The organism is Anatilimnocola floriformis (genome assembly GCF_024256385.1).
Lineage (GTDB): Bacteria > Planctomycetota > Planctomycetia > Pirellulales > Pirellulaceae > Anatilimnocola > Anatilimnocola floriformis.
Map to the genome: position 1 here is coordinate 2,493,858 of NZ_JAMLFW010000001.1, position 26,440 is coordinate 2,520,297.

General features: G+C 59.1%; 19 protein-coding genes. 5 read left to right on the top strand and 14 right to left on the bottom strand.

Going from position 1 to position 26,440, the window contains the following annotated elements:
* Positions 1-275 precede the first annotated feature (275 nt).
* A complete protein-coding gene (locus M9Q49_RS09675; protein WP_254508521.1) occupies positions 276-740 on the top strand; it encodes a GNAT family N-acetyltransferase in 465 nt (154 codons plus the stop codon).
* Here the strand turns inward: M9Q49_RS09675 and M9Q49_RS09680 are convergent.
* The 4 genes from M9Q49_RS09680 to M9Q49_RS09695 all read right to left on the bottom strand — a co-directional run bounded on the left by M9Q49_RS09680 (position 718) and on the right by M9Q49_RS09695 (position 5,624).
* Positions 718-2,643 (bottom strand): glycosyltransferase family 39 protein, encoded by a 1,926-nt coding sequence (locus M9Q49_RS09680; protein ID WP_254508522.1) that lies wholly within the window; start codon positions 2,641-2,643, stop codon positions 718-720. The genes M9Q49_RS09675 and M9Q49_RS09680 overlap by 23 nt on opposite strands.
* A complete protein-coding gene (locus tag M9Q49_RS09685) occupies positions 2,643-3,551 on the bottom strand; it encodes a class I SAM-dependent methyltransferase (RefSeq protein ID WP_254508523.1) in 909 nt (302 codons plus the stop codon). The genes M9Q49_RS09680 and M9Q49_RS09685 overlap by 1 nt, the downstream gene beginning before the upstream one ends.
* Positions 3,548-4,606 (bottom strand): glycosyltransferase family 2 protein, encoded by a 1,059-nt coding sequence (locus tag M9Q49_RS09690; protein ID WP_254508524.1) that lies wholly within the window; start codon positions 4,604-4,606, stop codon positions 3,548-3,550. Before M9Q49_RS09690 ends, M9Q49_RS09685 begins: the two co-directional genes overlap by 4 nt.
* A gap of 139 nt (positions 4,607-4,745) precedes the next feature.
* Complete coding sequence (locus M9Q49_RS09695; RefSeq protein WP_254508525.1) at positions 4,746-5,624, bottom strand: alpha/beta hydrolase; 879 nt, start codon at positions 5,622-5,624, stop codon at positions 4,746-4,748.
* A 158-nt stretch (positions 5,625-5,782) separates the two neighbouring features.
* Here M9Q49_RS09695 and M9Q49_RS09700 point away from each other — a divergent pair, with 158 nt between their 5' ends.
* From M9Q49_RS09700 to M9Q49_RS09710, 3 genes are all read left to right on the top strand, one after another.
* Complete coding sequence (locus tag M9Q49_RS09700) at positions 5,783-8,899, top strand: DUF1549 domain-containing protein (protein ID WP_254508526.1); 3,117 nt, start codon at positions 5,783-5,785, stop codon at positions 8,897-8,899.
* Between the two features lie 3 nt (positions 8,900-8,902).
* Positions 8,903-10,405: a DUF1501 domain-containing protein gene (locus M9Q49_RS09705; protein WP_254508527.1), complete on the top strand. Its 1,503-nt coding sequence runs from the start codon at positions 8,903-8,905 to the stop codon at positions 10,403-10,405.
* Positions 10,406-10,474: 69 nt separating this feature from the next.
* A complete protein-coding gene (locus tag M9Q49_RS09710) occupies positions 10,475-11,191 on the top strand; it encodes a hypothetical protein (protein ID WP_254508528.1) in 717 nt (238 codons plus the stop codon).
* A 349-nt stretch (positions 11,192-11,540) separates the two neighbouring features.
* Here the strand turns inward: M9Q49_RS09710 and M9Q49_RS09715 are convergent, their stop codons facing one another.
* From M9Q49_RS09715 to M9Q49_RS09730, 4 genes are all read right to left on the bottom strand, one after another.
* Complete coding sequence (locus M9Q49_RS09715) at positions 11,541-12,137, bottom strand: hypothetical protein (protein ID WP_254508529.1); 597 nt, start codon at positions 12,135-12,137, stop codon at positions 11,541-11,543.
* On the bottom strand, positions 12,122-14,389 hold the full coding sequence (locus M9Q49_RS09720) for a WD40 repeat domain-containing serine/threonine protein kinase (RefSeq protein WP_254508530.1): 2,268 nt from the start codon (positions 14,387-14,389) through the stop codon (positions 12,122-12,124). Before M9Q49_RS09720 ends, M9Q49_RS09715 begins: the two co-directional genes overlap by 16 nt.
* Position 14,390: 1 nt before the next feature.
* A complete protein-coding gene (locus M9Q49_RS09725) occupies positions 14,391-14,999 on the bottom strand; it encodes an RNA polymerase sigma factor (RefSeq protein WP_254508531.1) in 609 nt (202 codons plus the stop codon).
* Positions 15,000-15,785: 786 nt separating this feature from the next.
* Complete coding sequence (locus M9Q49_RS09730) at positions 15,786-17,603, bottom strand: DUF4139 domain-containing protein (RefSeq protein WP_254508532.1); 1,818 nt, start codon at positions 17,601-17,603, stop codon at positions 15,786-15,788.
* A 239-nt stretch (positions 17,604-17,842) separates the two neighbouring features.
* On the opposite strand from M9Q49_RS09730, the gene M9Q49_RS09735 reads away from it, so the two are divergent.
* Complete coding sequence (locus tag M9Q49_RS09735; RefSeq protein WP_254508533.1) at positions 17,843-18,856, top strand: vWA domain-containing protein; 1,014 nt, start codon at positions 17,843-17,845, stop codon at positions 18,854-18,856.
* A 201-nt stretch (positions 18,857-19,057) separates the two neighbouring features.
* On the opposite strand, the gene M9Q49_RS09740 is transcribed toward M9Q49_RS09735, so the two are convergent.
* From M9Q49_RS09740 to aroH, 6 genes are all read right to left on the bottom strand, one after another.
* Positions 19,058-19,387, bottom strand: a complete 330-nt coding sequence (locus tag M9Q49_RS09740; RefSeq protein ID WP_254508534.1) for a HesB/IscA family protein — start codon at positions 19,385-19,387, stop codon at positions 19,058-19,060.
* Between the two features lie 137 nt (positions 19,388-19,524).
* Positions 19,525-19,743, bottom strand: a complete 219-nt coding sequence (locus tag M9Q49_RS09745; protein ID WP_254508535.1) for a hypothetical protein — start codon at positions 19,741-19,743, stop codon at positions 19,525-19,527.
* Between the two features lie 20 nt (positions 19,744-19,763).
* Positions 19,764-20,489, bottom strand: a complete 726-nt coding sequence (locus tag M9Q49_RS09750; protein ID WP_254508536.1) for a carboxylesterase family protein — start codon at positions 20,487-20,489, stop codon at positions 19,764-19,766.
* A 184-nt stretch (positions 20,490-20,673) separates the two neighbouring features.
* Positions 20,674-22,125, bottom strand: coding sequence for a DUF1501 domain-containing protein (locus M9Q49_RS09755; protein ID WP_254508537.1), 1,452 nt, complete (start codon positions 22,123-22,125; stop codon positions 20,674-20,676).
* Positions 22,126-22,294: 169 nt separating this feature from the next.
* Positions 22,295-25,825 carry a PSD1 and planctomycete cytochrome C domain-containing protein gene (locus M9Q49_RS09760; RefSeq protein WP_254508538.1) on the bottom strand — a complete coding sequence of 1,177 codons (3,531 nt, stop codon included), beginning with the start codon at positions 25,823-25,825 and terminating at the stop codon, positions 22,295-22,297.
* Between the two features lie 125 nt (positions 25,826-25,950).
* Positions 25,951-26,382: a chorismate mutase gene (gene aroH / locus M9Q49_RS09765; RefSeq protein WP_254508539.1), complete on the bottom strand. Its 432-nt coding sequence runs from the start codon at positions 26,380-26,382 to the stop codon at positions 25,951-25,953.
* Positions 26,383-26,440 lie beyond the last annotated feature (58 nt).

Sequence of the window (26,440 nt, forward strand, 5' to 3'; positions counted from 1 at the left end):
ACGTGTGCGGATGCAGATATGACGAATGGAAAACCGCTTCAGCGGAATGGCAGAAGAATCGGGGCAGATATCGGTGGTGGTGCTTGTTTTGCGAATTCAACTTCTTGGCATCGCTGTTGGCTGAATGGTCACCTATCCTCGCTAGGGCCCTGTGGTTTCCCCTTCTGATTCTGACGCCCGTGTTTTTGCTTTTGATGCTGGCTTGGTTTGGGGCGAGGGATTGGCTAAGAATTTCAAACTGACCCACTACCTACGATGCAGCCACGGAACCTACGATGACTGAATTGCACTACCTCGCCGAGCGCTCCGGGCATATCCCCACGCTGGCTGCGTGGCATTACGCGCAGTGGGGCGAACTGAATCCCGCCAACGACGTTGCCGCGCGCATCGCTCGGCTGCAAACACATTTGCAGCAGCAAGCCATTCCCACTACCTTCGTGGCCTGCGACGGCGAGGAGTTACTCGGCTCGGCAGCGCTCGTAGCAAGTGACCTCGACATTCGCCCGGAGTTGACTCCCTGGCTGGCGAGCGTCTTCGTCGCGCCGGCAGTTCGGCAGCGCGGCGTCGGGACATTGCTCGTGCAACGCGTGATGCAAGAAGCCCGCACATTAGGCGTGCCGCGCCTTTACTTATTCACGCTCGATCGCGAGAAGTTTTACGCCAGCCTGGGTTGGCGGTTGATGGAGCGAGCCATCTATCGCGACAAAGAGATTGCGATCATGGCGTTTGAGTTTCAGTAGTGAATCGCTCGGGACCAAGTCGCCACGGCTTTCCTTGCTGATAGCTGGCGAGGCGCACGGCCAGTTGAGCCTGCAACGCGGCCGGACGTTGTTGTTCCTCCGCACGCGAGCAAGCGACTTGCATCGTTTGGGCAGCGGCGGTGAAATCACCTTGTTCTGCCTGGGCAGCGGCCAATACATCCAGTCGCCACACGTCCTGCTGATGGATGTCCGGCGGCAGTTGTTGGAGAAGCTTGAGCGCCCGCTGTCCGTCGCGCAAATCATCTTCGCGCGCGGTGCTTAGTAGCCAGGCGAGCGTGCGAAGCGCGACGGGATTTGCCGGGGCGAGTTGCAGACTTTTTTCCAGCAGCGGTTTCGCGGCGCTGCTATCGGCGAGTTCGAGCAAAGCTCGCCCTTGTTGCATATAACCGGCTGGATTGTGCGGCTCGGCCAGGTTGACTTGCGCGAAGCAGTCGGCGGCCTGCGCAAATTCCGCTTGCCGGAAATACCAACCGCCCAGATTGAGCAAGCCTTTGACGTAGTTCGGTTTCGCGGCAACTGCGGCCCGATATTCCGATCCAGCATCGGCAAATCGGCCGGCGCTGTCGTAGAGCATCGCGAGCAGCAAATGAGGCCGAGCATGCTCGGGCCGCGCGGCAACGTTCTTTTCCCACAAGCGAATCGGGTTCGCGTAATCGGCGTTACGTTGCACGGTGCGATAACCAAGCGCAGCCGTCGCCAGCATCAAGCAACCAATCGCTAGAGGCAGCTTCTTTTCGTTGTCGGCGAGTTTCGTGAGCAATACGTATCCGCCGAAAACGGCGAGCGTGGCCAGGCACATCAGCGGCAGATACATCCGGTGCTCGAAGCACAAATCGGCAATCGGCATGATGCTGGAACTCGGCGCCAGAATCAGAAATGCCGCGACCGCGACGAATCCCAGCGGCGGATTCTTCCACAGAGCGATCAATGCTCCGAAAAACAGCGAGACAATGATTGCGCCCGGTAAGTAGATGCGAAGTGGGTTGCTTTCCACCGGCCAGCCGTAGTCGAGCAGCAGTTGATCGGGCCAGAACGTCAGTCGCAAATAATGGAGCAACACAAGAGGTTGCGTGCGGAGATATTCCCAGGGCGTAACGCCGCGAAAGCCAAAGCCTGCGTTGTATTCCTCGGCGTTGGTCATGCGCATGGTGATGAACGTCCACGCCAGCGGCAGGGCCAGCAGCGCGTAGAAAGCTTTTCGCTGCCACACACCACTCCAGCTGCGGCTGACGAAGGCCCGATCAAACAAGATCGCCACCGGCAAGCAGGTGATCATCACTTCCTTCGTCAGCACGCCCAGCGTCATCGCGACGATCGCGGCCAACTGCCAGCGAAGTGGTTGTTTGGAATCCGCACTCCGCAGCAAGGCATACAAGCAACTCAGAAAGCACAACGCCATCAGCGATTCGAGCCGCTGCACGGTGTAGGTCACTGCAGTTGTCGTCAGCGGATGCACCAGCCAAACCGCCGCAATCGCAAAGGCGAGATACTTCGCTCGCGAGCGCAATGTTTCATCCGTCGCAACGCTTTCGATGCACCGCCGCGCGAGATCAAACAACAGCACGCCATTGGCGACGTGAATTAGCAGATTGACAAAGTGGTAACCCCACGGCTGCAGACCGCCAAACGCGTAATTGAGCTGAAACGTGAAATATCCGAGCGGCCGTTGCCAATCGGCGAGCGGCCAGAGTTGGCGAATGTTTGGATTGTCGGTGAGCTGCAGGATATCGTCGAAAACAAATTGACCCGCAAAGCTGTTCCAAAACACGATGCAAGTCAAACCAACGAGTGCTACGCACAAATCGCGCACGCTGAGCGAAACAGCAGCGGTCGGCGTTCTCTCGTGAATGGCCTGTTCGGTTGGCAATTCCAAAGTACTCATTAGTCGCCCCGCGCGATCATGGTGAGCAAACCTCCGTAACCCGTCAGGCCATCGACTACTTGAATTCCCGCCACCGCCAGCGCAACGCAACGATCCTTCAGCTGAATCGGCCCGGCGCTGGCATATGCCACGCGATCGAGCGATTCACGCGGGCTGCCGACTGGGCTGCGGAAAGTTTTTTCGACCTTCAGGCCAGCAGTTGCCATCGCGGCAGCCAGCGTCTTGCGGGTGAAGTAGTACAGGTGCGGAAAATCAAAACCTACAAGCCACAAGCGACGCAACGCGAACGACGAGCGGCCGCCCGTCGCGCGGCAGAGTGCTTCCGCAACTTGATAGAGACAGCAAGCCTGATCGGGAACCTGCACTACGACGACACCGCCGGGTGCGAGCTGGTCTTTTGCGGCACGCAGCGCCGCGACAGGATCGGGCAAGTGTTCGAGCACATCCATGAAGCTGATGACATTTGGGCGGATATCGGCCGGCACGTCGGCAGGGAAGAAACCTTCGATGACATTTAACCCGCTAGTGCGAGCCTCGGCGGCAGCAGCGGACGAAGGTTCGAGTCCGATCGGTTGATATCCAGCTACGCCGACTCGTTCGAGCAACCAACCATAGGAACAGCCGACATCCAGCCACGTTCCTGAAGAGACCAGCGGTTGAACTTCGGCGAGCAGTTTGTCGTAGGAACGAAGTCGCGTAGCGCCAACCGATCGCAGGTAGCGATCTGCATCGAGTCCGCGAAAATGATCGGCTGCATCGGCCATTGCCGGGCGATGCTCACCGCGGGCCAATCCGCAGCGATGGCAGCGGGCGATGGCAGCTTCGGCGGCGAGCTGCGCGACGGGGCGCATCGTGCCGGCGCGACACAGCGGGCACTCGGTTGCTGGTTGCGGAGGAGCAGCAATCATGAGCGACTCGCTGCGAGCTGTTCGAGGTCGTCTTCCGCCGGCAACGGTCCGCCGCAAAGCGTACGGGTCGGCACATTGCGCACATCTTCGCCGAGCGCAGAGAGCAACAGCTGAAAACCCAGAATGATCATCATGGCGGGGATGACCACCGTGCCCGTCGGCGCACCTACGCCGAGCCATGCATAACGGAGCCAGTTCAAGCCGCCATACAAGCCGCCGCCAAGCAGCAGCGGCGCTGCTGCGAGCAGGTAGAGGCTTTCCATGGAGAAGTCGTAGATGAAATTCTTTAGCACCAATCGCCGCAGCAAACAGCCCAGCAACTTCGGCGGAAACTCGAGCAGGATGCGGCCGATGCGAAGCTTCGATTGCTCTTGGCCATAGCGGGCCGGCATTGGCACATCGCGGATCACTGCGCCGAGCAGAAAGAGTTGCGCGAGGAGCGAAGTCTCGAAAAAGAAACTCCGCTGCAGCGACTGCAGCGGCAGCGCTTGCAGCACTTCACCACGAATCGCCACGTAGCCGTTGCACGGATCGGCGATGTTCCAATAACCAACGGCGGCCTTCGTCAAAAAGCTGAGCGCCATATTTCCCGCCCGGCGTAGCGGCGGCATGCTGGCGAGTGCGAGGAAATCGTGAAGACGATTCCCCTTCGCAAAGTCGGCCTGACCGTTGACGAGTGGTCGCAGCAGCGCCGGTAAATCGGTCGGCGACATCTGGCCATCGCCATCCATTTTGACCGCGATTTGAGCATGCAATTCGCGGGCTCGCGTCAGACCAGAGATCATCGCGCCACCGACGCCTTGGTTCTTCTCGTGGCGGACGAGTTCGATGCGCGGATCGTTTTCGGCGAGCGAGCGGACAACGTCGCTCGTGGCATCGCGGCTACAATCGTCAACGACAATGATGTGCCGCACATATTCCGGCATGCTGTTCAGCGTCTGCGTGATCCGTGCAGCTTCGTTGTACGCTGGCAGAATCACGGCAATGCGATACGCGGCCAGCGGGTGCGGCTTGCGAATCGGTTCGCGTTCAATCAGCAGCGGCGTCGCAATCATGGGGCCCGGCCTGGTTTGAAAGTGATTTCTCTACTTTCAAGCTAGGTTCGTTCTCCGTTGATTCAACTCGATCGCTTTGATCGACCAGCATTCACGCAAATGTCGCTGGCGCATCCCGCACAATCAACATAAAGCGATACTACTGCGAAGCCGTTTCGCTCTCTGCGGCAGCGCCAGGCTCAGACATTGGCGGCAGGGATTTCAAAAATAGCCCTAGCAATTCGCGATACTCCTTAGGATCGCCATCGTTGTGCCCGAGGCCTTTGTTCACAAAAAACTGCTTCGGGCCCACAGCAGCGGCGTGCAACTTCTTTCCCAGCTCAAATGGCACCACGGAATCGTTGTCACCGTGACTTTGCAGCAGCGGACCTTGGTACTGCGTGATTCGTGCGACCGAGTTGTATCGATTGCGCATCAGCCAGCGGACAGGGAAAATCGGATAGTGAAAGGCCGCCGCATCGGGCAGCGAGGTGAAGGTGTTTTGCAGAATGAGGCCGCGGGCGCCATTTCGCGCAGCGAGATCCACCGCCACGCCGCCGCCGAGCGAACGCCCCATGAGCACGACTTCGTTCGGTTTGATCTTCGCTCGTTTCGCCAACCACTGCTGAGCCGCATCCCCATCGGCGAGGATCCCTTTTTCATGCGGCGAGCCTTGGCTCCGGCCATAGCCGCGGTAGTCGAAGGCAAAAATGTTGATCTGGTAGCGATCGCTAAGGCCGGCCAAATATTCGCCGAGGTAAGACACGTTTTCGCCGTTGCCGTGGCAATACAGCAGATAGGCCTGCGGTTGCTGAACCTCGTGATACCAGCCGTTGAGCTGCGTGCCGTCTGCCGATTGAAAGTCGACATTCTCCCAACCGTGCGCTTTCGCTGATTTCCAATCGCCGACGGGATATTGCGGCGCGGGATAAATCAGTTGCGTTTCCATCCAAAGCAACATCAGGATTACCGTCAGATAAGCGACAGCGAAGAATCGCACCATGACCCATGCGACTCGCCAGTTAGATACTTTTGCCATGGTTGCATCTTCCTCTGTGGTGCTCTGCGAGACAACGACCGACGTTGCCGGTCGCGGGCGCAGCAAGTTAGACTGGCGAGATTCCCACCTGTGTTTTTGCCGGTAGTGCCCGCGTTTGTCGGGAGTAGCCGGTTCGCTCTCCGGCCCGAGGCTTGTCGATGATTCGCCCGTCGCATGCTCTGTCTCTTGCTCTCGCAATCTTTGCCAGCGTTAGCGCGGCTGCGGAGGAAAAACCGGCTCAGCCAGAGTTCGATCCGGCCCATGCCGAAAAGATGCAGGAAGGCCTGTCCCTCTTCAAACAAGTTGTTCGTCCGATCCTCATTAAATATTGCATCGATTGTCACGGCGGCGACGAGGTGCAGTCGGGCTTTGACCTGGCCACGCGAAAAGGTCTGCTGCGCGGCGGTGCAAAAGGACCAGCCGTTGCCATCGGCAAGGCGGTCGACAGCAATCTCGTCCGCTTTATCAGCCGTAAGGAAAAGCCGTTCATGCCCGAAGGCGGCGATCAACTGCCGGCTGCGGAGATCGACGCCATCGCCAAATGGATCGACCTGGGCGCTCCTTACGACAAGCCGCTCGTCGACAAACCGCGCGATCCCGATTCGTGGACGGCGACCGTCGTTCCCGACAAGGCCCGCGAGTTCTGGTCGTTTCAGCCGCTGAAACGCGTAGCACCGCCGGCTGTGAAAAACACTGCCTGGCCGCGGAACGATGTCGATCGCTTCGTCCTCGCTCGTGCCGAGGAAAAAGGACTGACTCCGAGTGCCCCAGCGAAAAAGTATGTGTTGCTGCGCCGCGCTTACTTCGATCTCATCGGTCTGCCACCGACGCCGGAGGAAGTGGATGCGTTCTTGAAAGATGAAAGTCCACAGGCCTTTGAAAAAATGATCGATCGTTTGCTCGACAGTCCGCACTACGGTGAACGTTGGGGCCGCCATTGGCTCGACACGGCGCGGTTCGCCGAAAGTCACGGCTTCGAACAAGACTACGATCGGCCCTTCGCGTTTCATTATCGCGACTTTGTGATCAAGGCGCTGAATCAAGACTTGCCCTACGACCAGTTCGTCCGCTGGCAACTCGCCGGTGATGAAATCGCGCCCGACGAACCCCTCGCGCAAATGGCGACCGGTTTTCTCGGCGCTGGTGTATTTCCCACGCAGATCACGGCCAACGAAGTCGAAAAATCGCGCTACGACGCGCTCGACGACATGGCAGCCACCACGGGCAGCGCGCTCCTCGGTCTTTCGATCGGCTGCGCTCGTTGCCACGATCACAAATTCGATCCGATTCCGGCGGCCGACTATTACCGCTTCGTTGCCACATTCGCTACAACGGTTCGCAGCAACGTCGATATCAATCTCAAACCCGCAGAATACGAAGCCGCGAAAAAGGCCTTCGATGCCGAGCACGCGCCGTTCATCGCCGCGCGGGAGAGGTTTGAAAAGGAACAGCTTCCGGCCCGCTTCGAACAATGGGAACAAACGGCTGGCAAGAAAATCAACACCACGGAGAAGTGGCAGATCCTGAGCGTGAAAGAAGCCAAGTCGAAAGGCAAAGCCACACTCACGCCGCAGCCCGATGGCTCGCTGCTCGCGAGTGGCACGAACCCTGATTTCGATGCTTACACGATCGAAGTGGAACTGCCGGTCGGCACCTATCACGGTTTGCGCGTCGAAGGACTCGCCGATCCATCGCTGAAAAAGAACGGCCCGGGCCGAGCAGATAACGGCAACTTCGCTCTCACCAATTTGACGGTCGTTTGCAAAACGCCGGACGCGGCCGATAGATCGCTGACGTTGCAAAATCCGCAAGCCACGTTCGAACAGAAACCCAGCTTGTTGGTGAAGTACACGATCGACGCCGACAAAAAATCGGCCTGGGCCGTCGATCCCGAATTCGGCAAGGATCACGCTGCCGTGTACGAACTGAGCGAACCGCTGGTCGTCGAGAAATCTGCGTCGCTCGTCTTCACGCTCGAGTTCAACAATAACAACAAGCACAGCCTCGGCCGGCCGCGATTTGCCGCGACCACGTTGCCGCCGCCGCTCACGCTCGATAAAGGTGGACTGCCAGCCGGCATTGGCGCAGCGTTAACGACGGCCCCTAAGGATCGTAGCGACAAGCAACAGCAACAACTGCTCGCCTGGTATCGCCCGCAAGACGCCGCATGGAACAAGCTCAACCAAGCCGAAAAGGAACATGCCAAGAAAACGCCACAGCCTAATGTTGTGAAGGTGATGGTCTGCAGCGAAGGAGTCACGCCGATTCGGCATCACACGCAAGGAGCGGATTTTTTCAACGAGACATACTTTCTTAAACGCGGTGACAACGAACAAAAGATGGGCGTCGCTTCGCCTAGCTTTTTGCAAGTGCTGATGACATCGCCCGACCGCGAAAAGCATTGGCAACAAGCACCGCCGGCCGGCGCGAAGACATCTTACCGCCGCACCGCCCTCGCCCATTGGATCACCGATACCAACCAAGGCGCCGGCCATCTGCTCGCCCGCGTCATGGTCAATCGCCTCTGGCACCACCATTTCGGCCGTGGCCTGGTTTCGACGCCTAATGACTTCGGCGTGCAAGGACAAAAACCGACTCATCCCGAACTGCTCGATTGGCTCGCCACGGAACTGCAGGCCCGCGGCTGGAAACTGAAGTCGATGCACAAACTCATCATGACGAGCTCGGCCTACCAGCAGGCCAGCACGTTCGACGCTGCCGATGCTAAGCTTGACCCGGAAAATCAATTCCTCTGGCGATTCTCGCCGCATCGGATGGAAGCCGAAATCGTCCGCGACAATCTGCTCGCGGTGAGCGGCCGCCTCGACCGCACGCAGTTCGGCGCCGGCACGCTTGACGAGTCGCATCTCCGCCGCAGCGTTTATTTCATGATCAAGCGCAGCAAGCTCGTGCCGATGATGCAGCTCTTTGATCAGCCCGAACCGCTGGTGAGTGTCGGCGGTCGCCCCAGCACCACGATCGCGCCGCAAGCGCTGATGTTTATCAACAATCCACAAGTTCGGGCCTCCGCCCACGCGTTAGCCAAACAGCTGATCGCCCAAGAGGACAATACGCCCGCTGCCCAGGTTCGCCGTGCTTATCTGCAATCGATCGGCCGCACGCCGGACGAAGGAGAGCTCACCGAAGCGACTGCGTTTCTCACCGAACAAGCGAAGTCGTACACGACTGACAACAAACCCAACGCCGCGGAGTTGGCCCTCGCTGATCTGTGCCAAGTGCTGTTTGGGTTGAATGAGTTTGTGTATGTAGAGTAAGGAATGCCCGATCACACGCGCAACATTCGGGGATACAAGATGAAGCCAAATCCGATCTTCTCCCGTCGTCACTTCCTCGCTAGCGCAGGCGGTGGCGCTGGCATGCTCGCGCTCGCCTCACTCCTCGCCAGCGAAGGCTTGCTGAGCCGCGTTTCGGCCGCTGAGTCTGCAACCAATCCGCCCAGTGGCAGTTTGAATCCCCTCGCCGCCCATCCAGGCCATTTCGCCGCGAAGGCCAAGAGCGTCATTTGGCTGTTTATGAACGGCGGGCCGAGTCAGGTCGATACCTGGGACTACAAGCCTGAGCTGGAAAAGCGCGACGGGCAGGAGCTGAAGGGGTTTGATAAGAACACCGGCTTTTTCACGGGGCAGGTCGGGCCGGTGATGAAGTCGCCGTTCAAGTTTGCTCAGCATGGCGACAGCGGCGCGTGGGTCAGCGAGATCTTCCCCGGCATGGCCAAGCATGTCGACGACATGGCCTTCATCCACTCGTGCTACACCGGCTCGAACAATCACAGCCCCGCGCTGTTCATGATCAACACGGGCCTGGCCAAGATGGGCTATCCCTGCGTCGGCTCGTGGGCGACGTACGGCCTTGGCAGCGAGAGCCAAAGCTTGCCGGCGTTCGTCGCGATGACCGATCCGCTGGGCCGCGGCTTGCCGAAGGGTTATTCGCAAAACTGGGGCGCGGGTTTTTTGCCGAGCGTCTTTCAAGGAACCTGGCTCAAGCCCAGCGGCGATGCGATCGACAATCTCAACCGGCCTGCTGATCAGGGTGACAAGCAGCAGCGAGCCGCGCTTGATTTGCTCGCGAAGCTGAATAAGAAAGCTCTCGCCGAACGGCCACACGAAGCCGAGCTCGCCGCGCGGATTGAGAGCTTTGAGCTCGCCTATCGCATGCAGCTTGCGGCGCCCGAAGCCATCGATGTGAATCTTGAATCGGCCGACACGCAGAAGATGTACGGCATCGGCGACAAGCGCTGCGACCACTTCGCCAAGCAATGCCTCATGGCTCGCCGCCTCGTCGAGCGCGGCGTGCGGTTCGTGCAGATCTATTCCGGCGGCATGGAGAACGAGCGGAGCTGGGACGGCCATCAAAACATCAAGGACAACCATTCGCAGTTCGCCGGCGAAACCGACACGCCGATCGCGGCCCTCCTCGCCGACCTGAAGCAGCGCGGCCTGCTCGACAGCACGCTCGTCATTTGGGGCGGCGAGTTCGGCCGCTTGCCCATCGTGCAAACCGGCGGCACGGGCCGCGACCACAACCCGCACGCCTTCACCTACTGGCTCGCCGGCGGCGGTGCGAAAGGCGGCGTGCATTACGGCAGCACCGACGAAATCGGCCACAAAGCCGTCGAAAATCGCGTACAAGTGAACGACCTGCACGCGACCATCCTTCACCTCCTCGGCCTCGACCACACTCGCCTCACCTTCCGCATGAACGGCCGCGACTTCCGCCTGACGGACGTGGCGGGGCATGTGGTTAAGGAAGTCTTGGGGTGATGCGTTTCTTATAAACGCCCTCGGCCCTATGCCGGGGGCTTGCTGGCTTTTGCACTACACTGCCGCCATATGGCCAACCCCAACGAATGGCTGTTTTTCGCTTACCGCAGTCCCTACGGCAACCAGTTCCTGCTGAGCACCGTAGGGCGTGCCGATCGCGAACCGAACCAGAAGGGCTATCTCCTCGCCACCGGTCAGCAGGTGGAATGGCGCTGGCCGTTCTCGATCGGTTCGACCAGAGAAACCTGGACCGAGCGCGAGGAAAGACGGGCTCGTGAAATCGCGATCTGGTTTCAAGAATGCGAATTCAACGTGCCGATTCGCGAGAAAGAATTCCTAATCTCCACCGTTCCGGGCCAGCAATATCAGCAGGGCGTGCGAGGCGTTTTCACGTCACTGTCGGTCGCACAACTGGCTTCGTTTCATTTCCGCCTGCTGGAAGAGCGAGTCGATTTAGAGTTGCGGCAATCTCTTGTCGATTTGCAACGCGCAACCAATTCTCCAAATACCGACCTGTTGACGCCCGATGCCACCATCGAACTCGCCCACAGCGTCGAGCTTCGGGCGGGAGACTACGTGCCTGTCACCTTGGGACCGAATGCTCCGCCAGCCTGCCTCGCGATTCGCAAGTTGGAGGCGAATGGAGAATTTGAAGGCGAACTCTTTTCCACGTACGAAACGCCGGTCGGCGAAAGTGAGTTGTGTTCCGAAGAAGCCGGCAAAATCAACGGCGTCTTCTCCAGGATCTCGGCGGTCATCGGCCATATCGAGGTCCTGGCTCGCTAATGGACCTTTCCACCAAAATGAGAAACAACACTATACCATTAGATGCGCCGCTCTGGACAACTTAGGTCCGAGTGCGCAAGAACTTTTGCAACCGCACGCCGAATCGACAGGTAGCCCGACGCGTGAGCGGAAGGGAACTGCGAGTGATCTCTTCCGTTGGCAACGTGCGGCAGCACCGAAACGGTCGAGTCGCGAGAGCATGAAGAGCCAGGTCAAACTCGCTTCTTCTTGTGCTGTCGCACGTTCGTGAACCTCAAGTCTATGCGCACTGCCCCGTCGCCTTACGGCTCGGGCTATCTGGATTACTTCACCGGCCAAACTCGCGCAGAGCCGTCGCGACTGCCGGAGATTAGCAGAGTGCCGTCGGCGTACATAAGTTTGCCAAGGTCTTCATAGTGACTAAGAGTTCGCGGGGAGTAGTGCAATTCCAGAGATCGACATCATGATCACCGAGAACTTCAGCAATGGTTTCGTCCGATTGCTTCTCAAGTTCACTGAGTTCAAGAATCAGTGCTCGCTTCTCTGCATGTTTGACTGCTGCGTGAATGGCGTCCGCGACAGAATTAAATTCAAAGTCAAAGTCTTGGTGCAAGAAGCCACCTAACGCACGGCGGATAGTTGGATACGTTCGCAGATCCGCAAAAGCATCACTTTTCTCGGCCGGCCCAAGTTCTGACTCCATGCATTGGAAGTAGGGCGCACCTTTACTATCAGCTGCAACTATATATTCCCAACGTTGGTTGGGGCTTTGATGGATTGCAATAATGCCAACTTGCTTACCAGCAATGGCGGCTAACTCTGGCCGCGGGGAATTGCATTTCACTGTACCGTAGAGCTTGTATTTTGATTTGCTCATCTGGCGCAGTGAATTTGAATAGTGCAAAAGCCAGTAAACCCCTGCCGCAGGGACAGGGGCGTTTTGATCGAACGTTACTTCACTGGCCAAACCCGCGCCGAGCCATCTCTGCTGCCGCTGATCAGCAGCGTGCCGTCGGCGTTGAAGTTTACGCCGTGGACGCTGTTGGTATGACCGAGGTAGGTCGCCAGCAACTTGCCGGTCGCGGCATCCCACAGTTTCGCTGATCGGTCGCCGCCGGCGGTGGCCAGCTTCGTGCCGTCGGGCGAGAAGGCGATGTCCCACAGGTCGTCACTTTCGCCGGCCCATTCTTTTTCGACGAGGCCGGTGCCGACGTTCCACAGGCGAATGGTTTTGTCCCAGCCTGCCGAGGCCAGCAGGTGGCCATCCTTGTGAAAGGCCAGACCGTAGATCTGGCCAGCGTGCTTCTCCAGCTTCAGCTTCGGCTGAAACGTGTCGGCGTCGAGCAAGAAAATCGTTTTGCCGCTGCCAGCGACGGCGAGCGTCTTGCCATCGGGGGAAAGCGCGACGGTGAAGATCGAGCCTTCGAGCTTCTCCGTGGCGAGGGGTTCGGAGGCATCGGGCGAGAACTTGTACACGCTGCCATCGCGACCGCCGGCGAAGATGATGCTGCCGTCTTGCGAAATGGCCAAGCCGCGAATCGCGTTGGTCGCCGCGAATGTTTGCAGCGGCTTGGCTTCGCCGACCTTCCAGATCTTCAACTTGCTGTCGTCGCCGGTTGTCGCCAGGTAGCGACCATCGGGAGCAAATTGCACGTGCCAAACGAGGCCGCTGTGCGCTTCGAGTGTCGACTTCACCGACTTCGTTTTGAGGTCCCACAAACGAACCGAGCCGTCTTCGATACCCGTTGCGATCGTTTCGCTCTTGGGATCGAACGACGCCGACCAAACGGTGCCGGCATTCGCGCTGAGCACGGCAATGGGTTCCGCCGAACTCTTGGCAGCAACGGGCACAGCAGGATTCGACTTGCCGACACCACCGTTGAACATTGAACCGACGATCAAACCCACGGCCAGCAGGGCCGCACCCACGGCGCTGATGACAACGGTGTTGCGCGTGCGCCGCCGTTTGAGTTCGATCTGGCAAACCGAGGGCAGATCCTCCGAAGATGTTTTTAAGTGAGCCCAGTGATATTCCAAAACTTCGGCCAAGTCGTTGGCCGTGTCGTAGCGATCGGCGGGCTTCTTGGCCAGCAAGTCGTCGACGATTTCGGCAAACCATTCGGGGACGTTCGGATTCACTTCCTTCAACGGCCGATGTTTCACCTCGGTGATCTGCTTCAAGATCGCCAGCGCACTGCTGCCGGTGAACGGCGGCTGACCAGCGGCCATTTCGTACATAATCGCGCCGAGGCTGAAGAGATCGGAGCGCGGATCGGGCTCGGCCCCCATCGCTTGTTCAGGCGCCATGTACAAAGGCGTGCCGCTGACAAAACCGGTGCGCGTCAATTTCACATCTTCGGCAATGCGGGCGAGACCAAAGTCGGTCAGCTTCACGCGCTGCGTCGGCGGTTCGAGCAGAATGTTGCCGGGCTTGATGTCGCGATGAATCAAGCCCTGCGAGTGCGCAGCAGCCAAGCCACGAGAAGCTTCCATGCTGATGCGGACGATCTCGGCGAGCGGCAGCTTTGTTTCGCGCTGCAGACGCTGTTCGAGCGTTTCACCGCTGATGAGCTGCATGACGAGAAAAGCGATTCCCTTTTCGGGAACCTTCTCGACCTGGTGTACCGCCACGACGTTTTCGTGCGTGACCGACGCAGCCGAACGGGCTTCGCGGCAAAAGCGCTGTTTGCTCAGTTCTTCTTCGGCGAGTTCCGGATCGAGAACTTTGATTGCCACATGCCGTTGCAGTTTGGAATCAAAAGCTTCGAGGACCACGCCCATACCGCCGCGGCCGAGGATTCGCATCACGTCGAAGTGCGCGAGCCGGCCGAGATAGCTCGGGTCCGTCGGCGGATCGAGAAAATCGAGCGTCGCATCTTTCTTGCGTGGCTTGCGCTCGACGGGCGGTGGCGTGACGACGGCGTTCTTGTTCATGCCGGCCATGTTGCCAGCAGCTTGCGCGATGGCTGCATCGATCTCACGAATCGCCGGCCAATAGGCCGACGTCGCTACCGGATCTGCTTGATTCAAATGCTCGACGACGCTCGAGAGATTCGTCCCTTCGGTCGCGAGCTCTTCCAGTTTGTTCTGGCAGCAAGGGCAGCGGTCGAGGTGATCGGTGTATTCCTGCTGACGTTCGCCACTGAGTTGGGTGCCGAGCAGTTGCCGCAGTTCTTCGGTCGGTGGGCAAGCCGTGATGTCTTTGATGTTGTTTGTCATGTTATGCGTCCTCCTGCTTTCGCAGGATGTCGACTTCTTCCTTCAGCCGGGCCAGCACGCGACTCTTGGCGACATAGATCGCCCCGGCCGACATGCTGAGTTCCTTCGACACTTCGCCGACGCCAACTCCTTCCACGGCGGTTCGCCAAAATGCCTGCCAGCTTTTTGCTTGAAATTCGCTTTTGATCTTTTCCATCGCGATCGCCGCGATCCGTCGCTGATACTCGATCTCCCAAGTATCTTCGCCGTCGTTTTCACCGGGCTGCTGATCGAGCAACTTATTGGTCGTCGTATCGCCCGAACCCTGCGGCCGAATCTTGCGGGCCGAGAGGAAATTGAAAATCTTGTTGCGCGTGATGGTGAATAGCCAACCGCGAAACGTGCCGCGCTGCCGATCGTAATCGAGCGTGCCAATCGCGCCCGAAACGCTCCGCAGAACGTCCTGCATCATGTCGGCCGCATCGGCATCTTGCAGCCCGCGTTTGCGAGCAAAGCCGTAAATCACCGGCCCATAGAGCCGGGCAAATTCCTGCCACGCCACGTTGTTGCCGGGCTCGCGCAACTGCAAGACCAGGCTGGTGCGGGTCAGGGGTGAATCGTCCACTGCCATCGGTGCTGAGTTCCCCGCGCGTCCTGTGGACCTGCAACCAGGAGTTCCCGGCAGACAACCGGGCTTCGCGGTGCAGGTGGGTTGTTCCTTATGATAAGCGTGCGGGGCCGACAGGACGATGGCGGGCCCTGTTTGGGGAGGTCGGGGAGGGGTGAATAAAAGGGACATCGGAAACTCGTGAGGGTTGATTCATCCAGGAATCCTCTGGGTTTACCGGTGCCAAGTTAGAACCTTACAGGAGTCAGGAGAATCGCTTTGTGGAGATCCGTTTTCCCTTGCCTGAACAAGGCTAAGTATCGCTGAACAGCCTCGAATAGGGGGTGGCAATATTGTAGGTGATGCAAATCTAGTTTCTATGCAAACGTCTTTGCTTAAAACGCTTTACGCACTTTTCACCAGGTTTCGATATTGCACCATATTGCAACTCTTTCGGGTGGTTTTACTGCGAGCTGAGTAGTTCCCATACTGCGTCACGCGCGCGGGCAAGGGAAAGGCTTTGAAATCAATAGCCACAAAATGCAGTTTGTCTTCGGCCCAGCCCACGCCGTTGGCTGCCCAGGATTCGCCAAATGCAAAGGACACGCACGCTAGACAACTCTGGTCCAGCGTCGACACTCCGCACAGTCGTGCACGCTGGCGTCGAAGTCCCCGGGAGGGCGAGGCGGGCGAGGCTCCCGCCGAGCCGCGCCGGTCGAAAGCAGTCGCCAACGGCCTTCGCAATTCCACCTCGGCGGCTCGGCGGGAGCCTCGCCCTCCCGAGCCTGCAAAGATGGTATTGCGCAGCGGTTAGTGCCGCGCGTAGTGCTGGTAAGTCACTTCCGGCTCAAAGTTCTCGCCGGGCTTGAGCGTCACTTTCCAGACCACTGTCGAGCTGTTGTTCACGGCGGGATGGCCGGTGTACTGAATCCAGTCAGACGCGTTGTATGGGCCGATGGTCACGTCGCCGTCGGTCGAAGCCTTCGTTACTTTGCCGCCGATGCGGAGGGTGATTTCGGCTTTGATGTCGACCGGCTTGTTGTTGCACAGGTGCAACTTCATTTGCCGTTCGATGCGGGCGTAGTTGTAGCCGGCCCATTCCATGGCTCGCAGGTCGCGGGCGGTTTCCTTTTCGGTGATGCTGCCGCGAGTATCGACCGAAACCGTCACCGGAATGCGCACTTCATCTTTAGGCGCCGTGTAAGTGAGCAGCTCTTGCGCGAGAGGCTGTTGACCTTGCATGATCATCACTGCGCCGGTCGTCCACGGTAGGTTCGTCGCATTGCTGAGCGTGATTTGGTGCCAGACTTCGTTCTTCGACAGCGTGAGCGGCGAGTTCTTGCCCGCGTCGGTGGCCGCCACGGCAACGTCGTGCTTCTGAGCATGGACGTCCCAAGTGTAAATGTCGCGATAGGTCGTCTCTGCCGTGAAGATCGGCACGGCGATGCGATCGCTCTTGCCGAGCGAAAGTTTCGGTAGGTTGTAGACGAACAAATCCTGCGCGCCGGCCGCGGTCAGTTCGCCCGGCAGATTCACGGTGCCTTGCGCGCCGGCATTGGCACGCTCTTGGCGAACGCTGGCAACTTGCTGCGAGTACATCGCGTTCGACAAGCTGTTGCCGCCGTTGCTCATCAGGTCGGGCGCGGCTTCGGCGAGCGCGTTGCGAAGCGTGGCTTCGAGTGTCAGCGGGCTCGGCGTGCCGCGAAAACGAAAGTTCGGCACACCGACTACGATGTCGACCGGCACGTCTTCAAAATCTTCGGCTTCGTTGAGCAACTCGGCTTGCAATTCGATCGAGGCTTTCTTGCTGCCGTTTTCGGCGGGTTTCTTATCGCTTAGCGCCGCGCGATAGGTGGGAATCCAGCGAATGCCCGGGCGAAAATACATGATCGAGATCGACTGCTTCTTTTCGGCACCTTCGAGTTTGAAACTGAGCCGCTTGGTTCGTTTGCTGGTGGTGAGCGTCTTGCTCAAGCTGGTGTTCATGTCTTTGACCTGGATCGAGCGGATCTGTGGCACTTGCAGCAGCACATCGCCGTCGTCGGTGCGAAGCACAAAGTTGGAACCGGCCACCGAAGTGAGCGTGTGTTCGCTTGTCGTTTCGGCAGGCCGAAGTCGCGAGACTTTGCTCGAGACCGGCAGCGGCGCTTTTGGTTTCGCCGCTGCGAGCTCGAGAAATTCCATCTGGGCCGGCGCGAGCGGAGCCTCGGTTCGATCGACGAGCACTTCGCGAATCACGCCGTTGTAGATCGTCTTGTCGTGCAACTCGATCTTGGCTTGCTTCCCTTTGTTCGCCAGCAGGATTTCGAGCGGCTGCGTGCAAGGGATTTGCTTCTCCTCGCTGTTCTTCGTCGCCTTCCAACCTGCGACCATCGAGATCAATCGGCCTTGCTCCGGCGTCGCCCAGAACGAACCGAGCACGGCAGCTTCGGGAACTTCATCGGTGAAGACCTCCCCCTCCTTATCGCTCGTCGCCGTACCTTTCTTGATGATTAGCGAGTAGCCATCCTTGAAGATGATGACTCGCTGCGTCGTCAGTTCGAGCTCTTGAGGATTTCGCTCGGCCGCCGAGGCGAGCGCCGCCGTGACGCCAAAAATCAGGCACAAAGATAATGTCAGTCGCCGCATCATAGTCTCCGATCGCGAAGAGGAATTTGCCCGCCGACATAGTAACCGCAAATCGCGCAGAACTCCGTAACACCTTGGTAACGAAGAGACTTGCAAGGTCACGTGTAGCTGAATTCGCCAGAATTCAGTCTGTCACCTCGAACTGCTCGGTCTGAATTCTGGCGAATTCAGCTACTTTTCGTTCCTTGCTTTGCAACTGATCCGATTTGATAATGCTCGCAGGGGCAAAAGCACGATCCATGATCAGTAAAGATGACTCAGCAAAGGATGCGCAGCCGTCGTGGTTTCGGCTCTCGATCCTTATCCCCGTGCTCCTGACGATCTGCTTGCTGCAAGTGACGGCGATCGGCATTCTCTGGTGGAGAAGCGCGAACAAGCCACGACCGGCGCCCGTTGCTGAGATGTCCACCGCGCCGGAAGCTGAGTCGCCAGCACCCGTCGTGGAGCCGAGCGAGCCGGTTGAGGATCCAGTTGCAGTCATTCCGCCGCCAACAGAGCTGCCAACCACAGATCATCTTCCGAAGGAAGTCCTGCTAAAATTCCCATCGAATTTCCAGCTGCCGGCCACGGAAGATTCGTTCGCTGCCGCCGATGGCATGCTGGCCAACACCACCGGCGGCAGTGCGCGGCGGAACATGCTCGGCGGCGAACAGGCCGGACATTACTATCCCGACGATGCGATGACGCGCGGCTCGGGTGGCGAGCCGCAGGGGCAGCCCGGCAACTTGCAACTCTACGGCACGGCGGCCCGCGGCCGAACGTTCGCCATGGTCATCGATCGCTCGGCGAGCATGGGCGAGCAAGGCCTCGGCGCCATTCGCGCTGCCGCCGATGAGCTGGCGCATCAACTCGATTCGCTCGACGAACAGCAACGAGTGCAAGTGGTCGCTTATCACCAGGTGCCCACGTTGCTCGATCCGCAGTGGCTCACCGCAACGAAAGAAAACAAGGAACGGCTCCTCGCCTTCCTCCGCAAGTTGCCCGCCTTCGGCAGCACCAATCACACGGCTGCCTTGACGGCCGCGCTCAAGCTGCGACCGGAAGTCATCTTCCTGCTGACCGACGGCGACGAACCGGGCATGGATCCCGGTCAGCTGCGGATCATCCGCGAGCTCGCCAAAGGAAGAACGACGATTCACACGATCCACTTCGCCCGCGGCAGCGAAGGCTCGCCGAAGAATCACTTCCTCCGCAAAGTCGCCGCCGAGAACGGCGGCAGCTATGTGTTCGTGAATCTGGATCGCCTGCCGTAGGCGTGTCACTCCGTGACTCGCAACACTCTTTTTGCTTGTATGAGTCGGCAGCTCACAAGCATTTCTCGGAGCCCAAACGCGAGGATCGGGATCAACTTGCCAAACAGCTGTTGCGAGTCACGGAGTGACTCGCCTACGAAAAAAGCTCGCCCTTTTCAGGACGAGCTCTCATCTGGTTCAATTGCTAACTGCGCTCAGTTCTTAGAACTGATACGAGCTACCGCAACCGCAGCTCTTCTTGGCCATCGGGATGTCGACCTTGAAGCCGCTCTGTTCGAGACCTTCGACGAAGTCGATGGTGGCGTCTTCGAGATAGAGTTCGCTCTTCTTGTCGACGACCAGGTCCACGCCGTGGAACGTGTACTTGCTGTCGGCCTTGTCATCAAACTTGCTGTCGAGGTCCAGCTTCGGCGAGTGGCCGCTGCAACCGCCGGCCATCAAGCGGATGCGGAGGAAATCTTCGGTCGGGGCCTGCACGGAGGACTTGTAGTTTTGAACTTCCTTCGCGGCCCGCTCGGTCAACGTAATCATGGAAATCTGCTCCCGCAAAACCAGAATACTGGCAATCAATTTGTCTGAAAGGGCGATAGCGTCCTGGCTACTGCCTACCAGAAGTATAGCTCTCCCCGAGGCTGAGAAAAGGGCAAATCGGGCCCCTTCCCGAGTTGTCAGGTACCCAGGGCGACGTAGGCCAGGAAGCAAAACCAGGCCAAAAACAGGATCGCGCTGAGAATCAGCAGCTTCAGGTTCCGCTGCGGCGGATCGGCGGGAAAAGCCCGCAAAGGGTCGGTCGAATCCCCCGGCGCAGGGTCGACCGCGGGTTCCGGCTTTCCCTGCGGCGCGGCGGCTTTGGGGCCTTTGCCGCGCGATTGTTTGGACTTGGCCATGGCTTCCTTACGAATGCTTTTTACGAGCGCTTCTGGGCGAACAGCCAGGCGTAGAACTCGGGGTTGCGGTAAGTCGCACTCCAGGAATCGTGACCGACGCCCGGGTACTCGGTGTACTTCGGCTCGCCACCGGCTTCCTTGATGGCGGCGATCATGTCGCGGGTCCGTTCGACCTTCACCGCCCCGTCCTTGTCGCCATGGAAAGCCCAGATCGGCAGCTTGGCGAGTTTCTTCGCATTGCCGACGTCGCCGCCACCGCAAATCGGGGCCGCCGCGGCAAAGTAGTCAGGCCGGCGCTCGGCGGCATCCCACGAACCGTAACCACCCATCGACAGGCCGGTGACGTAGATCCGCGAGTCATCGATGCTGAATTCCTTTTGCAGGGCAGCCATGGCATCGAACGTGAGCTGCAGCGAGATCGACGGCTTGTCGGGAGCGGTGTGCTTGGCGGCGCTCCAATCGACCTCGACCCACTTCTTGCCGTTGGGGCATTGCGGGGCGATGACGAAGGCTGGGTACTTGGCCATCACTTCATCGGAGGCGAAGTCGCTCATGCCGTGTTGCAGCTGGGCCTTGTTGTTGTCGCCGCGCTCACCAGCGCCGTGCAGAAAGAGGACGAGCGGATACTTCTTGTTCGGGTCGTAATCCTTGGGCTTGAGCAAACGATAGTTGAGCTTCTCGCCGCTGTTCTCGAAGGTGCGGGCTTCGAAACGATCGCGATTGTCGGCGGCAGTTGCGAGAGTCATCGTGAACAAAACCAGACAGAGAGAGGAAAGAATGCGAGCAATCATGGTTTGTCTCGGCAAGGGAAAGGTGAGGAATGCCCCAACGATAGCCTCCGAGCGCAGCGAGGAAAAGGTAGCCCGACGCGTGAGCGAGGAATTTGGCGCGCGTAGGTGGATGCCGCAACTGAGTCGATGACGGAACTTGCTACGCCAGCATTTCTTTCACCGCATGGCCATGCACATCGGTCAGCCGAAAATCCCGCCCGGCGTAATGATAAGTCAGCCGTTCGTGATCGAGCCCGAGGCAATGGAGGATTGTCGCTTGCAAATCGTGCACGTGGCACGGCTTGTCGACGACGTGAAAACCGAGCTCATCGGTCGCGCCGATCGTTTGACCCGGTTTGATCCCGCCGCCGGCGAACCACATGGTGTAAGCCTGTGGATGATGATCGCGCCCCAGGCTGCGGCCGAGCGCGGTATTGGTTTCCACCATTGGCGTGCGGCCGAATTCACCGCCCCAGACGACGAGCGTGCTGTCGAGCAAGCCGCGCTGCTGCAGATCGGCGACGAGGGCCGCCGAACCTTGATCGGTCGCGCCGCAGTTCTTTTTCAGATTGCCGCTGACGTCGCTGTGAGCATCCCAACCTTCGTTGTAGATATTGATGAATCGCACGCCGCGCTCCACCATTCGCCGCGCGAGCAAGCAGGCCCGCGCGAACGATGGCTTGTCGGGATCGCAGCCGTACATATCGAGCGTTCTCTTATCTTCGCTCTTCAGATTTAAGAGATCCGGCGCGGAGGTTTGCAGCCGATTGGCCATTTCGTAGGACTGAATCCGTGTGGCAATCTCGGGATCGTTGAGCGTAGCCAGGCGTTGGCGGTTGAGGCTGCCGACCAGATCGAGCGTGTCGCGCTGCGCCTGCGCATCAATGCCGGCGGGATTGCTGACGTTGAGAATGGCATCGCCTTGATTGCGCAACCGCACGCCGGTGTAACCGGTCGGCATGAAGCCGCTGTTCCAGTTCGCCGCGCCGCCGCTAATGCCAGCGCCGGTTGACATCACCACGAACGCCGGCAGATCGGCGCTCTCCGCGCCGAGACCATACAGCGCCCACGAGCCAAGGCTCGGCCGGCCTGGTTGCGAGAAACCGGTGTTAAAAAAGAGCTGCGCCGGCGCGTGATTGAATTGATCGGTCTTGCACGACTTCACAATGCAAACCTGATCGGCAATTTTCGCCAGGTGCGGCAACATGGTGGAAAGCTCGGCGCCACTCTGGCCATGTTTCGCAAACTTGAACTGCGGTCCCAGGCAGGCCGCATCGGCGCGAATGAACGCGTACCGCTGCCCCTGGATCACTTCGGGCGGAATCGATTTCCCTTCGTACTCGGCGAGCTTCGGCTTGTAATCGAACAGATCAAGCTGGCTCGGCGCACCTGCCATGAAGAGATGAATCACCGCCTTGGCCTTGGCGGCGAAGTGCGGCTTCTTCGGCGGGAACGGATTGACGAGCGTTTGCTCCGCCGCGTTCGCGTTCCTCGCCATGCTGCTCGCGAGCAACGAACCGAGCGCGATCTTGCCGAGGCCGATGCCGCAGTCGTGAAGGAATTGGCGACGAGCGGTTTGTGTTGCGGTCGTGTTGAATGACAGTTGGTTCATTTTTCAATCCGGTCTTCTTAGCCACCGGCTTCAGCCGGTGGTAGAGATCAATCAATTGCTCCGGCTTTAGCTATCGACAATCGAGGTCGACTGTTGGATGGCTAAAGCCGGACAGTTTTATATCGCTGTCACCACCGCCTAAAGGCGGTGGCTAAAGGACTCAATTCACTCAGTTTTTCGTAATCGTCTCATCCAGGTTCAAAAGCGCTCGCGCCGTTAGCGTCCACGCAGCCCGATCAATCTTGTCTGCTTCGTCGGTCCCGGCGATTTTCGCTGCATCGAGTTCTTTGCTTTCTAGGCGCGACCGCTGCTGTTCGAAAAACTTCGCCAACAGTTGCGACTCTTCCTCACTCGGCGGCCGAGTGAGGCAACGGCGGAATAGGTCCTTTGCTTTCTCGGCCACACTACCCGGTTGCGTCGTGAGTTGCTTCCCCATCGTTTGGGCCGCTTCCAGAAACACTTGATCATTCAGCAGCGTGAGCGCCTGCAGCGGCGAATTGCTCAACTCGCGCCGCGGCACGCAGGCTTCCCCGCTCGGTGCATCAAACGTAAGGAGCATCGCGTAAGGAGCCGTTCGTTTGGTGAACGTGTAGAGCGCACGGCGGTAACGATCTTCACCTTGGCTCACATTCCAAGCGAGCGGACCGTAGGTCCCCTCCGAAGTAACGCCGGCGGGTTGCGGCGGATAAACACTCGGGCCGCCAAGCTTCGGCGAGAGTTGGCCGGAAGTTTTCAGCACCACATCGCGAATGAGTTCCGCTTCGACACGATGCCGCGGGAAACGGCCGAGGAGCAGATTCTCTGGATCCGCTGTGGACATTTCGGGAACAACGCGCGAGGACTGCTGATACGTCGCGCTCATCAAGATGAGCTTGTGCAACTGCTTGATCGACCAACCGCGCTGCGGCAGTTCGAGCGCGAGCCAATCGAGCAACTCGGGATGGGTGGGCGGCGAACCTTGATAACCAAAGTCATCGGTCGTACGGACCAAGCCGCGGCCGAAGAGGGCAGCCCAGTGGCGGTTGACGGTCACTCGCGCGGTGAGTGAGTTCTTGCCGCTCACCAGCCAGCGAGCAAACTCCAAGCGATTCGCCGGTTGTGCTTGTTTGTCGGCGCCGATCAGCGACAACAGCTGCGGATGGACTTCGTCCTTCGGCTGCAGGTATTCACCGCGGTGATGCAAATGCGTCGAGCGCGGATGGTCCACGGCTCGCTCGTTCATCACCAGCGTGGTCGTGTAGCCGGGCAGTTGCTTGCGGAGTGCTTCGACCTGAGGTTTGGCCTGCAACGAGAGGAAGTGCTTGAACAGCCGTTGCTCGTCGTTGGCCGTGCGGCTGGCGGCGGACATTTTCAGAATGGCTTCGATCGTCGCTGGCAGGTCGCTCGCCTTCGGCAGTTCTTGATCGGTGGCCCACACGCGGAACCGGCCGAGGCCGGCAGCGTAGTATTTTTCAAAGAGCAACTGTAGGTGAATCGCGTCGCTCACAGTCAGCGGTTCCGCGAGGACGAACACCGCGCTGTGCTCGCGACCCTGACCGTTGTTGATCGACCAGCCGGTTTGTGGATCGCTGTCGATGGCAGCGGCTGCGTTGTTCTTGCCGCTGGAAAAACTCTGCGAGGCGTCCTTCCACTTCAGCTTCTGATCGTTAGCCAGGAGCGAAACTTCGCTTAACCAGAAATCGCCGGCGGGACCTTCGTAGGCAACTCGGCCCGGACCATTCTTCGGCAGCCGCGCGTCGGGGAGCACTTCGAGTTTGATCGCGGTGACTTTGGTGAGCTGTGTTTTGAACTGCAGATCGTAGATGTCGCGCTTACTGAAGTCTCCGCTGGCAAAAATCGTGTTCTCTGGTTCGATTGTGAGGCTCGGCAACTCGCTCGTTGCGGTCAGCGGTTGTAGTACTTCCCATTGCACGGCCTTCGCGGTGTTTTGCTCTTTCCACTTTGCGAACTCCGCGGCGCGGACCTCGGCCGTCGAAAGCTTTTGCGCGGCAGCCGCCGTTTTAGCACCGAGGCCGATCCGCAGTTTGCCGAGCATGTGTTGCATGCCATAGTCCTGCCGCAGCGTGACGACCCAGCGAGCCTTTTCGGGGAGCTTGATGGTTTCGGCAAAGTGAATCGTCGCCGTGCGGTTCACATTCCAGTTGCCGGGGCCATGAATGGCCCAGCCGGTGTTGGCTTTGCCATCGAGCATGTCGCTGGCGGGGAAATTCTCTTGCGAAAAATCTGCCGTTGCCGAAGCGAGCTTCACGGGCTTCGGCTCTTTGCCTTCCTCGGCGATTTGCAGTTCGATCTCGGTCACGACGAAGTTGCCATGCGGCGTGCGACCGGGGCCTTGGCTGGGCAGCGTCTTGTCGGTGAGGGCTTCGAGGCGGAGCGCGCCGATGGCGCGCGTGTCGGCGGCGAGGGTCAGTGTGTACGTATCTTTTTGCGGTGTCTCGCCGGTGAAGATGACGTCGTTCTCGGCTTGGATTTCACCTTTCGCGCCGCTGGTGCTCTTGGCTTCGATGATGGCCGGTGTGCGGAACTCGAATTCTCCCGGCACCTCGGCGAGCGGCGGATCGGCTTCGAGCGCGGCGATCTGGCGTTCGATCTCTGCGCGTCTCTCTGCGGTCGCGGCATTCGGCACATCGAACTCGGGCTCATCCGCGTTGTTGAAATACGCGAGCGTGCGGTAATAGTCGTGATGCGGAATCGGATCGAATTTGTGGGTGTGGCACTGAGCACAGCCGAGCGTCAGGCCCAGCCAGACGGTCGCGGTGGTGTTGGTGCGATCGACAGTCGAGTAAAAGCGGAACTCCTGCGGATCGATGCCCCCTTCTTCGTTGAGCATCGTATTGCGATGAAAGCCCGTGGCGATACGTTGCTGCGGCGTGGCGCTGGGCAGCATGTCGCCAGCGAGTTGCTCGATCGTGAATTGATCGAAGGGCATGTCGGCGTTGAGTGCGTTGATGACCCAATCGCGATAGGGCCAGATCGAGCGCGGGCGATCTTTTTCATAACCGTTCGTATCGGCGTAGCGCGCGAGGTCGAGCCAACGACGAGCCCAGCGTTCACCGTAGTGGGGCGATTCGAGCAGATGATCGATGAGCTTTTCATAAGCTTTCGGATCGGTGTCGTTCACAAAAGCATCGGCTTCGGCGGGAGTCGGCGGCAGGCCGATCAGGTCGAGATAGACGCGGCGGACGAGCGTGTACTTGTCAGCCTGTGGCGCAGGTTGCAGGCCAACCGCTTCGAGCTTGGCCAGGATGAAGTTGTCGATCTCATTCTTCGGCCAGGTCTTTGTTTTGACGACAGGGACCGCAGGACGTTGCGGCGGCACGAAAGCCCAGTGCGGCGCGTACTTGGCTCCTTGCTCGATCCAGATTTGCAGCAGTTTCTTTTGCTCGGCCGACAGCGGTTTATTGGCCGAAGCGGGGGGCATGAGTTCGTCGGCGTCGGTTGTCAGGATGCGGCGAACTAGTTCGCTGGCCGTGGGTTTGCCCGGAACTACGGCAACTTTTTCGGAATCGAGCTTCCGCGTTGCTTCGGCCTGCGAATCGAGTCGCAGGCCTGCTTCGCGCGTCCCTTCATCCGGGCCGTGGCATTTGAAGCAATGCGCCGAGAGGATCGGGCGGATCTGGCGATTGAAATCAATCGGATCGGCCGCCGTGGCGCAGGCAGCGAGGACAACAAGTAAAGCGAGAGAGGCACACCAGCGCATCGAACATCTCCGGGCGAAAGCGAGAACCTGCATTCTAACTTCCAGAGACGACTCGCACACAAGCCTGACGCGCCAGCGAAGGAATCGTGTGTTCCTTCGCTGGCGCGTCAGGCTTGTGGGACGGCCTAGGGCTTTTTGATCTCTTTCATTTGCTCGGCGATCCAGCGCTCGAGCTCTTCGAAATCGACCGGCGGCAGCTTCGACAGATCGGGCCGGAGTCGTGTCGCTTCCTTGATATAGACATGCCGGATTTCGTGCTGCGGCATTTCGGTGTTCCAGTGAATCATGATGCGGATGCAGCGCCGCAAACTGCCGGGGACATCGACTTCATACGTACACAGCAGCGGCACGTCGAGCCAACCGAGTTGCCGGGCCGCGAGGGCGGGAAACTCGGCGTTTAGGTCCGAGGTGACGCTGAACATCGCGCTGGCCACTTCCTCGGGCTCGATACCGTTGGCGCGGATCATCAGCGCGAGCAACTGACGCGTGTTCTGCAGAATCTCGTCGCGCGTGTTTGCCTCAACCGTCGTCGCTCCACGCACACCCCGGCATCGCATGAAAAACTGCTCCGCAAATAGGAAACTTCATTAGTAGTGCTTAGCATAGCGTTGCCCC

Bases quoted from the DNA above. Each gene is read 5' to 3' on its own strand.
- M9Q49_RS09725 (WP_254508531.1), bottom strand. From the start codon at position 14,999: ATGGCAGTGGACGATTCACCCCTGACCCGCACCAGCCTGGTCTTGCAG.
- M9Q49_RS09685 (WP_254508523.1), bottom strand. From the start codon at position 3,551: ATGATTGCTGCTCCTCCGCAACCAGCAACCGAGTGCCCGCTGTGTCGC.
- aroH (WP_254508539.1), bottom strand. From the start codon at position 26,382: ATGCGATGCCGGGGTGTGCGTGGAGCGACGACGGTTGAGGCAAACACG.
- M9Q49_RS09695 (WP_254508525.1), bottom strand. From the start codon at position 5,624: ATGGCAAAAGTATCTAACTGGCGAGTCGCATGGGTCATGGTGCGATTC.
- M9Q49_RS09675 (WP_254508521.1), top strand. From the start codon at position 276: ATGACTGAATTGCACTACCTCGCCGAGCGCTCCGGGCATATCCCCACG.
- M9Q49_RS09680 (WP_254508522.1), bottom strand. From the start codon at position 2,643: ATGAGTACTTTGGAATTGCCAACCGAACAGGCCATTCACGAGAGAACG.
- M9Q49_RS09755 (WP_254508537.1), bottom strand. From the start codon at position 22,125: ATGAACCAACTGTCATTCAACACGACCGCAACACAAACCGCTCGTCGC.
- M9Q49_RS09710 (WP_254508528.1), top strand. From the start codon at position 10,475: ATGGCCAACCCCAACGAATGGCTGTTTTTCGCTTACCGCAGTCCCTAC.
- M9Q49_RS09760 (WP_254508538.1), bottom strand. From the start codon at position 25,825: ATGCGCTGGTGTGCCTCTCTCGCTTTACTTGTTGTCCTCGCTGCCTGC.
- M9Q49_RS09750 (WP_254508536.1), bottom strand. From the start codon at position 20,489: ATGACTCTCGCAACTGCCGCCGACAATCGCGATCGTTTCGAAGCCCGC.
- M9Q49_RS09690 (WP_254508524.1), bottom strand. From the start codon at position 4,606: ATGATTGCGACGCCGCTGCTGATTGAACGCGAACCGATTCGCAAGCCG.
- M9Q49_RS09735 (WP_254508533.1), top strand. From the start codon at position 17,843: ATGATCAGTAAAGATGACTCAGCAAAGGATGCGCAGCCGTCGTGGTTT.
- M9Q49_RS09740 (WP_254508534.1), bottom strand. From the start codon at position 19,387: ATGATTACGTTGACCGAGCGGGCCGCGAAGGAAGTTCAAAACTACAAG.
- M9Q49_RS09705 (WP_254508527.1), top strand. From the start codon at position 8,903: ATGCCCGATCACACGCGCAACATTCGGGGATACAAGATGAAGCCAAAT.
- M9Q49_RS09700 (WP_254508526.1), top strand. From the start codon at position 5,783: ATGATTCGCCCGTCGCATGCTCTGTCTCTTGCTCTCGCAATCTTTGCC.
- M9Q49_RS09730 (WP_254508532.1), bottom strand. From the start codon at position 17,603: ATGCGGCGACTGACATTATCTTTGTGCCTGATTTTTGGCGTCACGGCG.
- M9Q49_RS09720 (WP_254508530.1), bottom strand. From the start codon at position 14,389: ATGACAAACAACATCAAAGACATCACGGCTTGCCCACCGACCGAAGAA.
- M9Q49_RS09745 (WP_254508535.1), bottom strand. From the start codon at position 19,743: ATGGCCAAGTCCAAACAATCGCGCGGCAAAGGCCCCAAAGCCGCCGCG.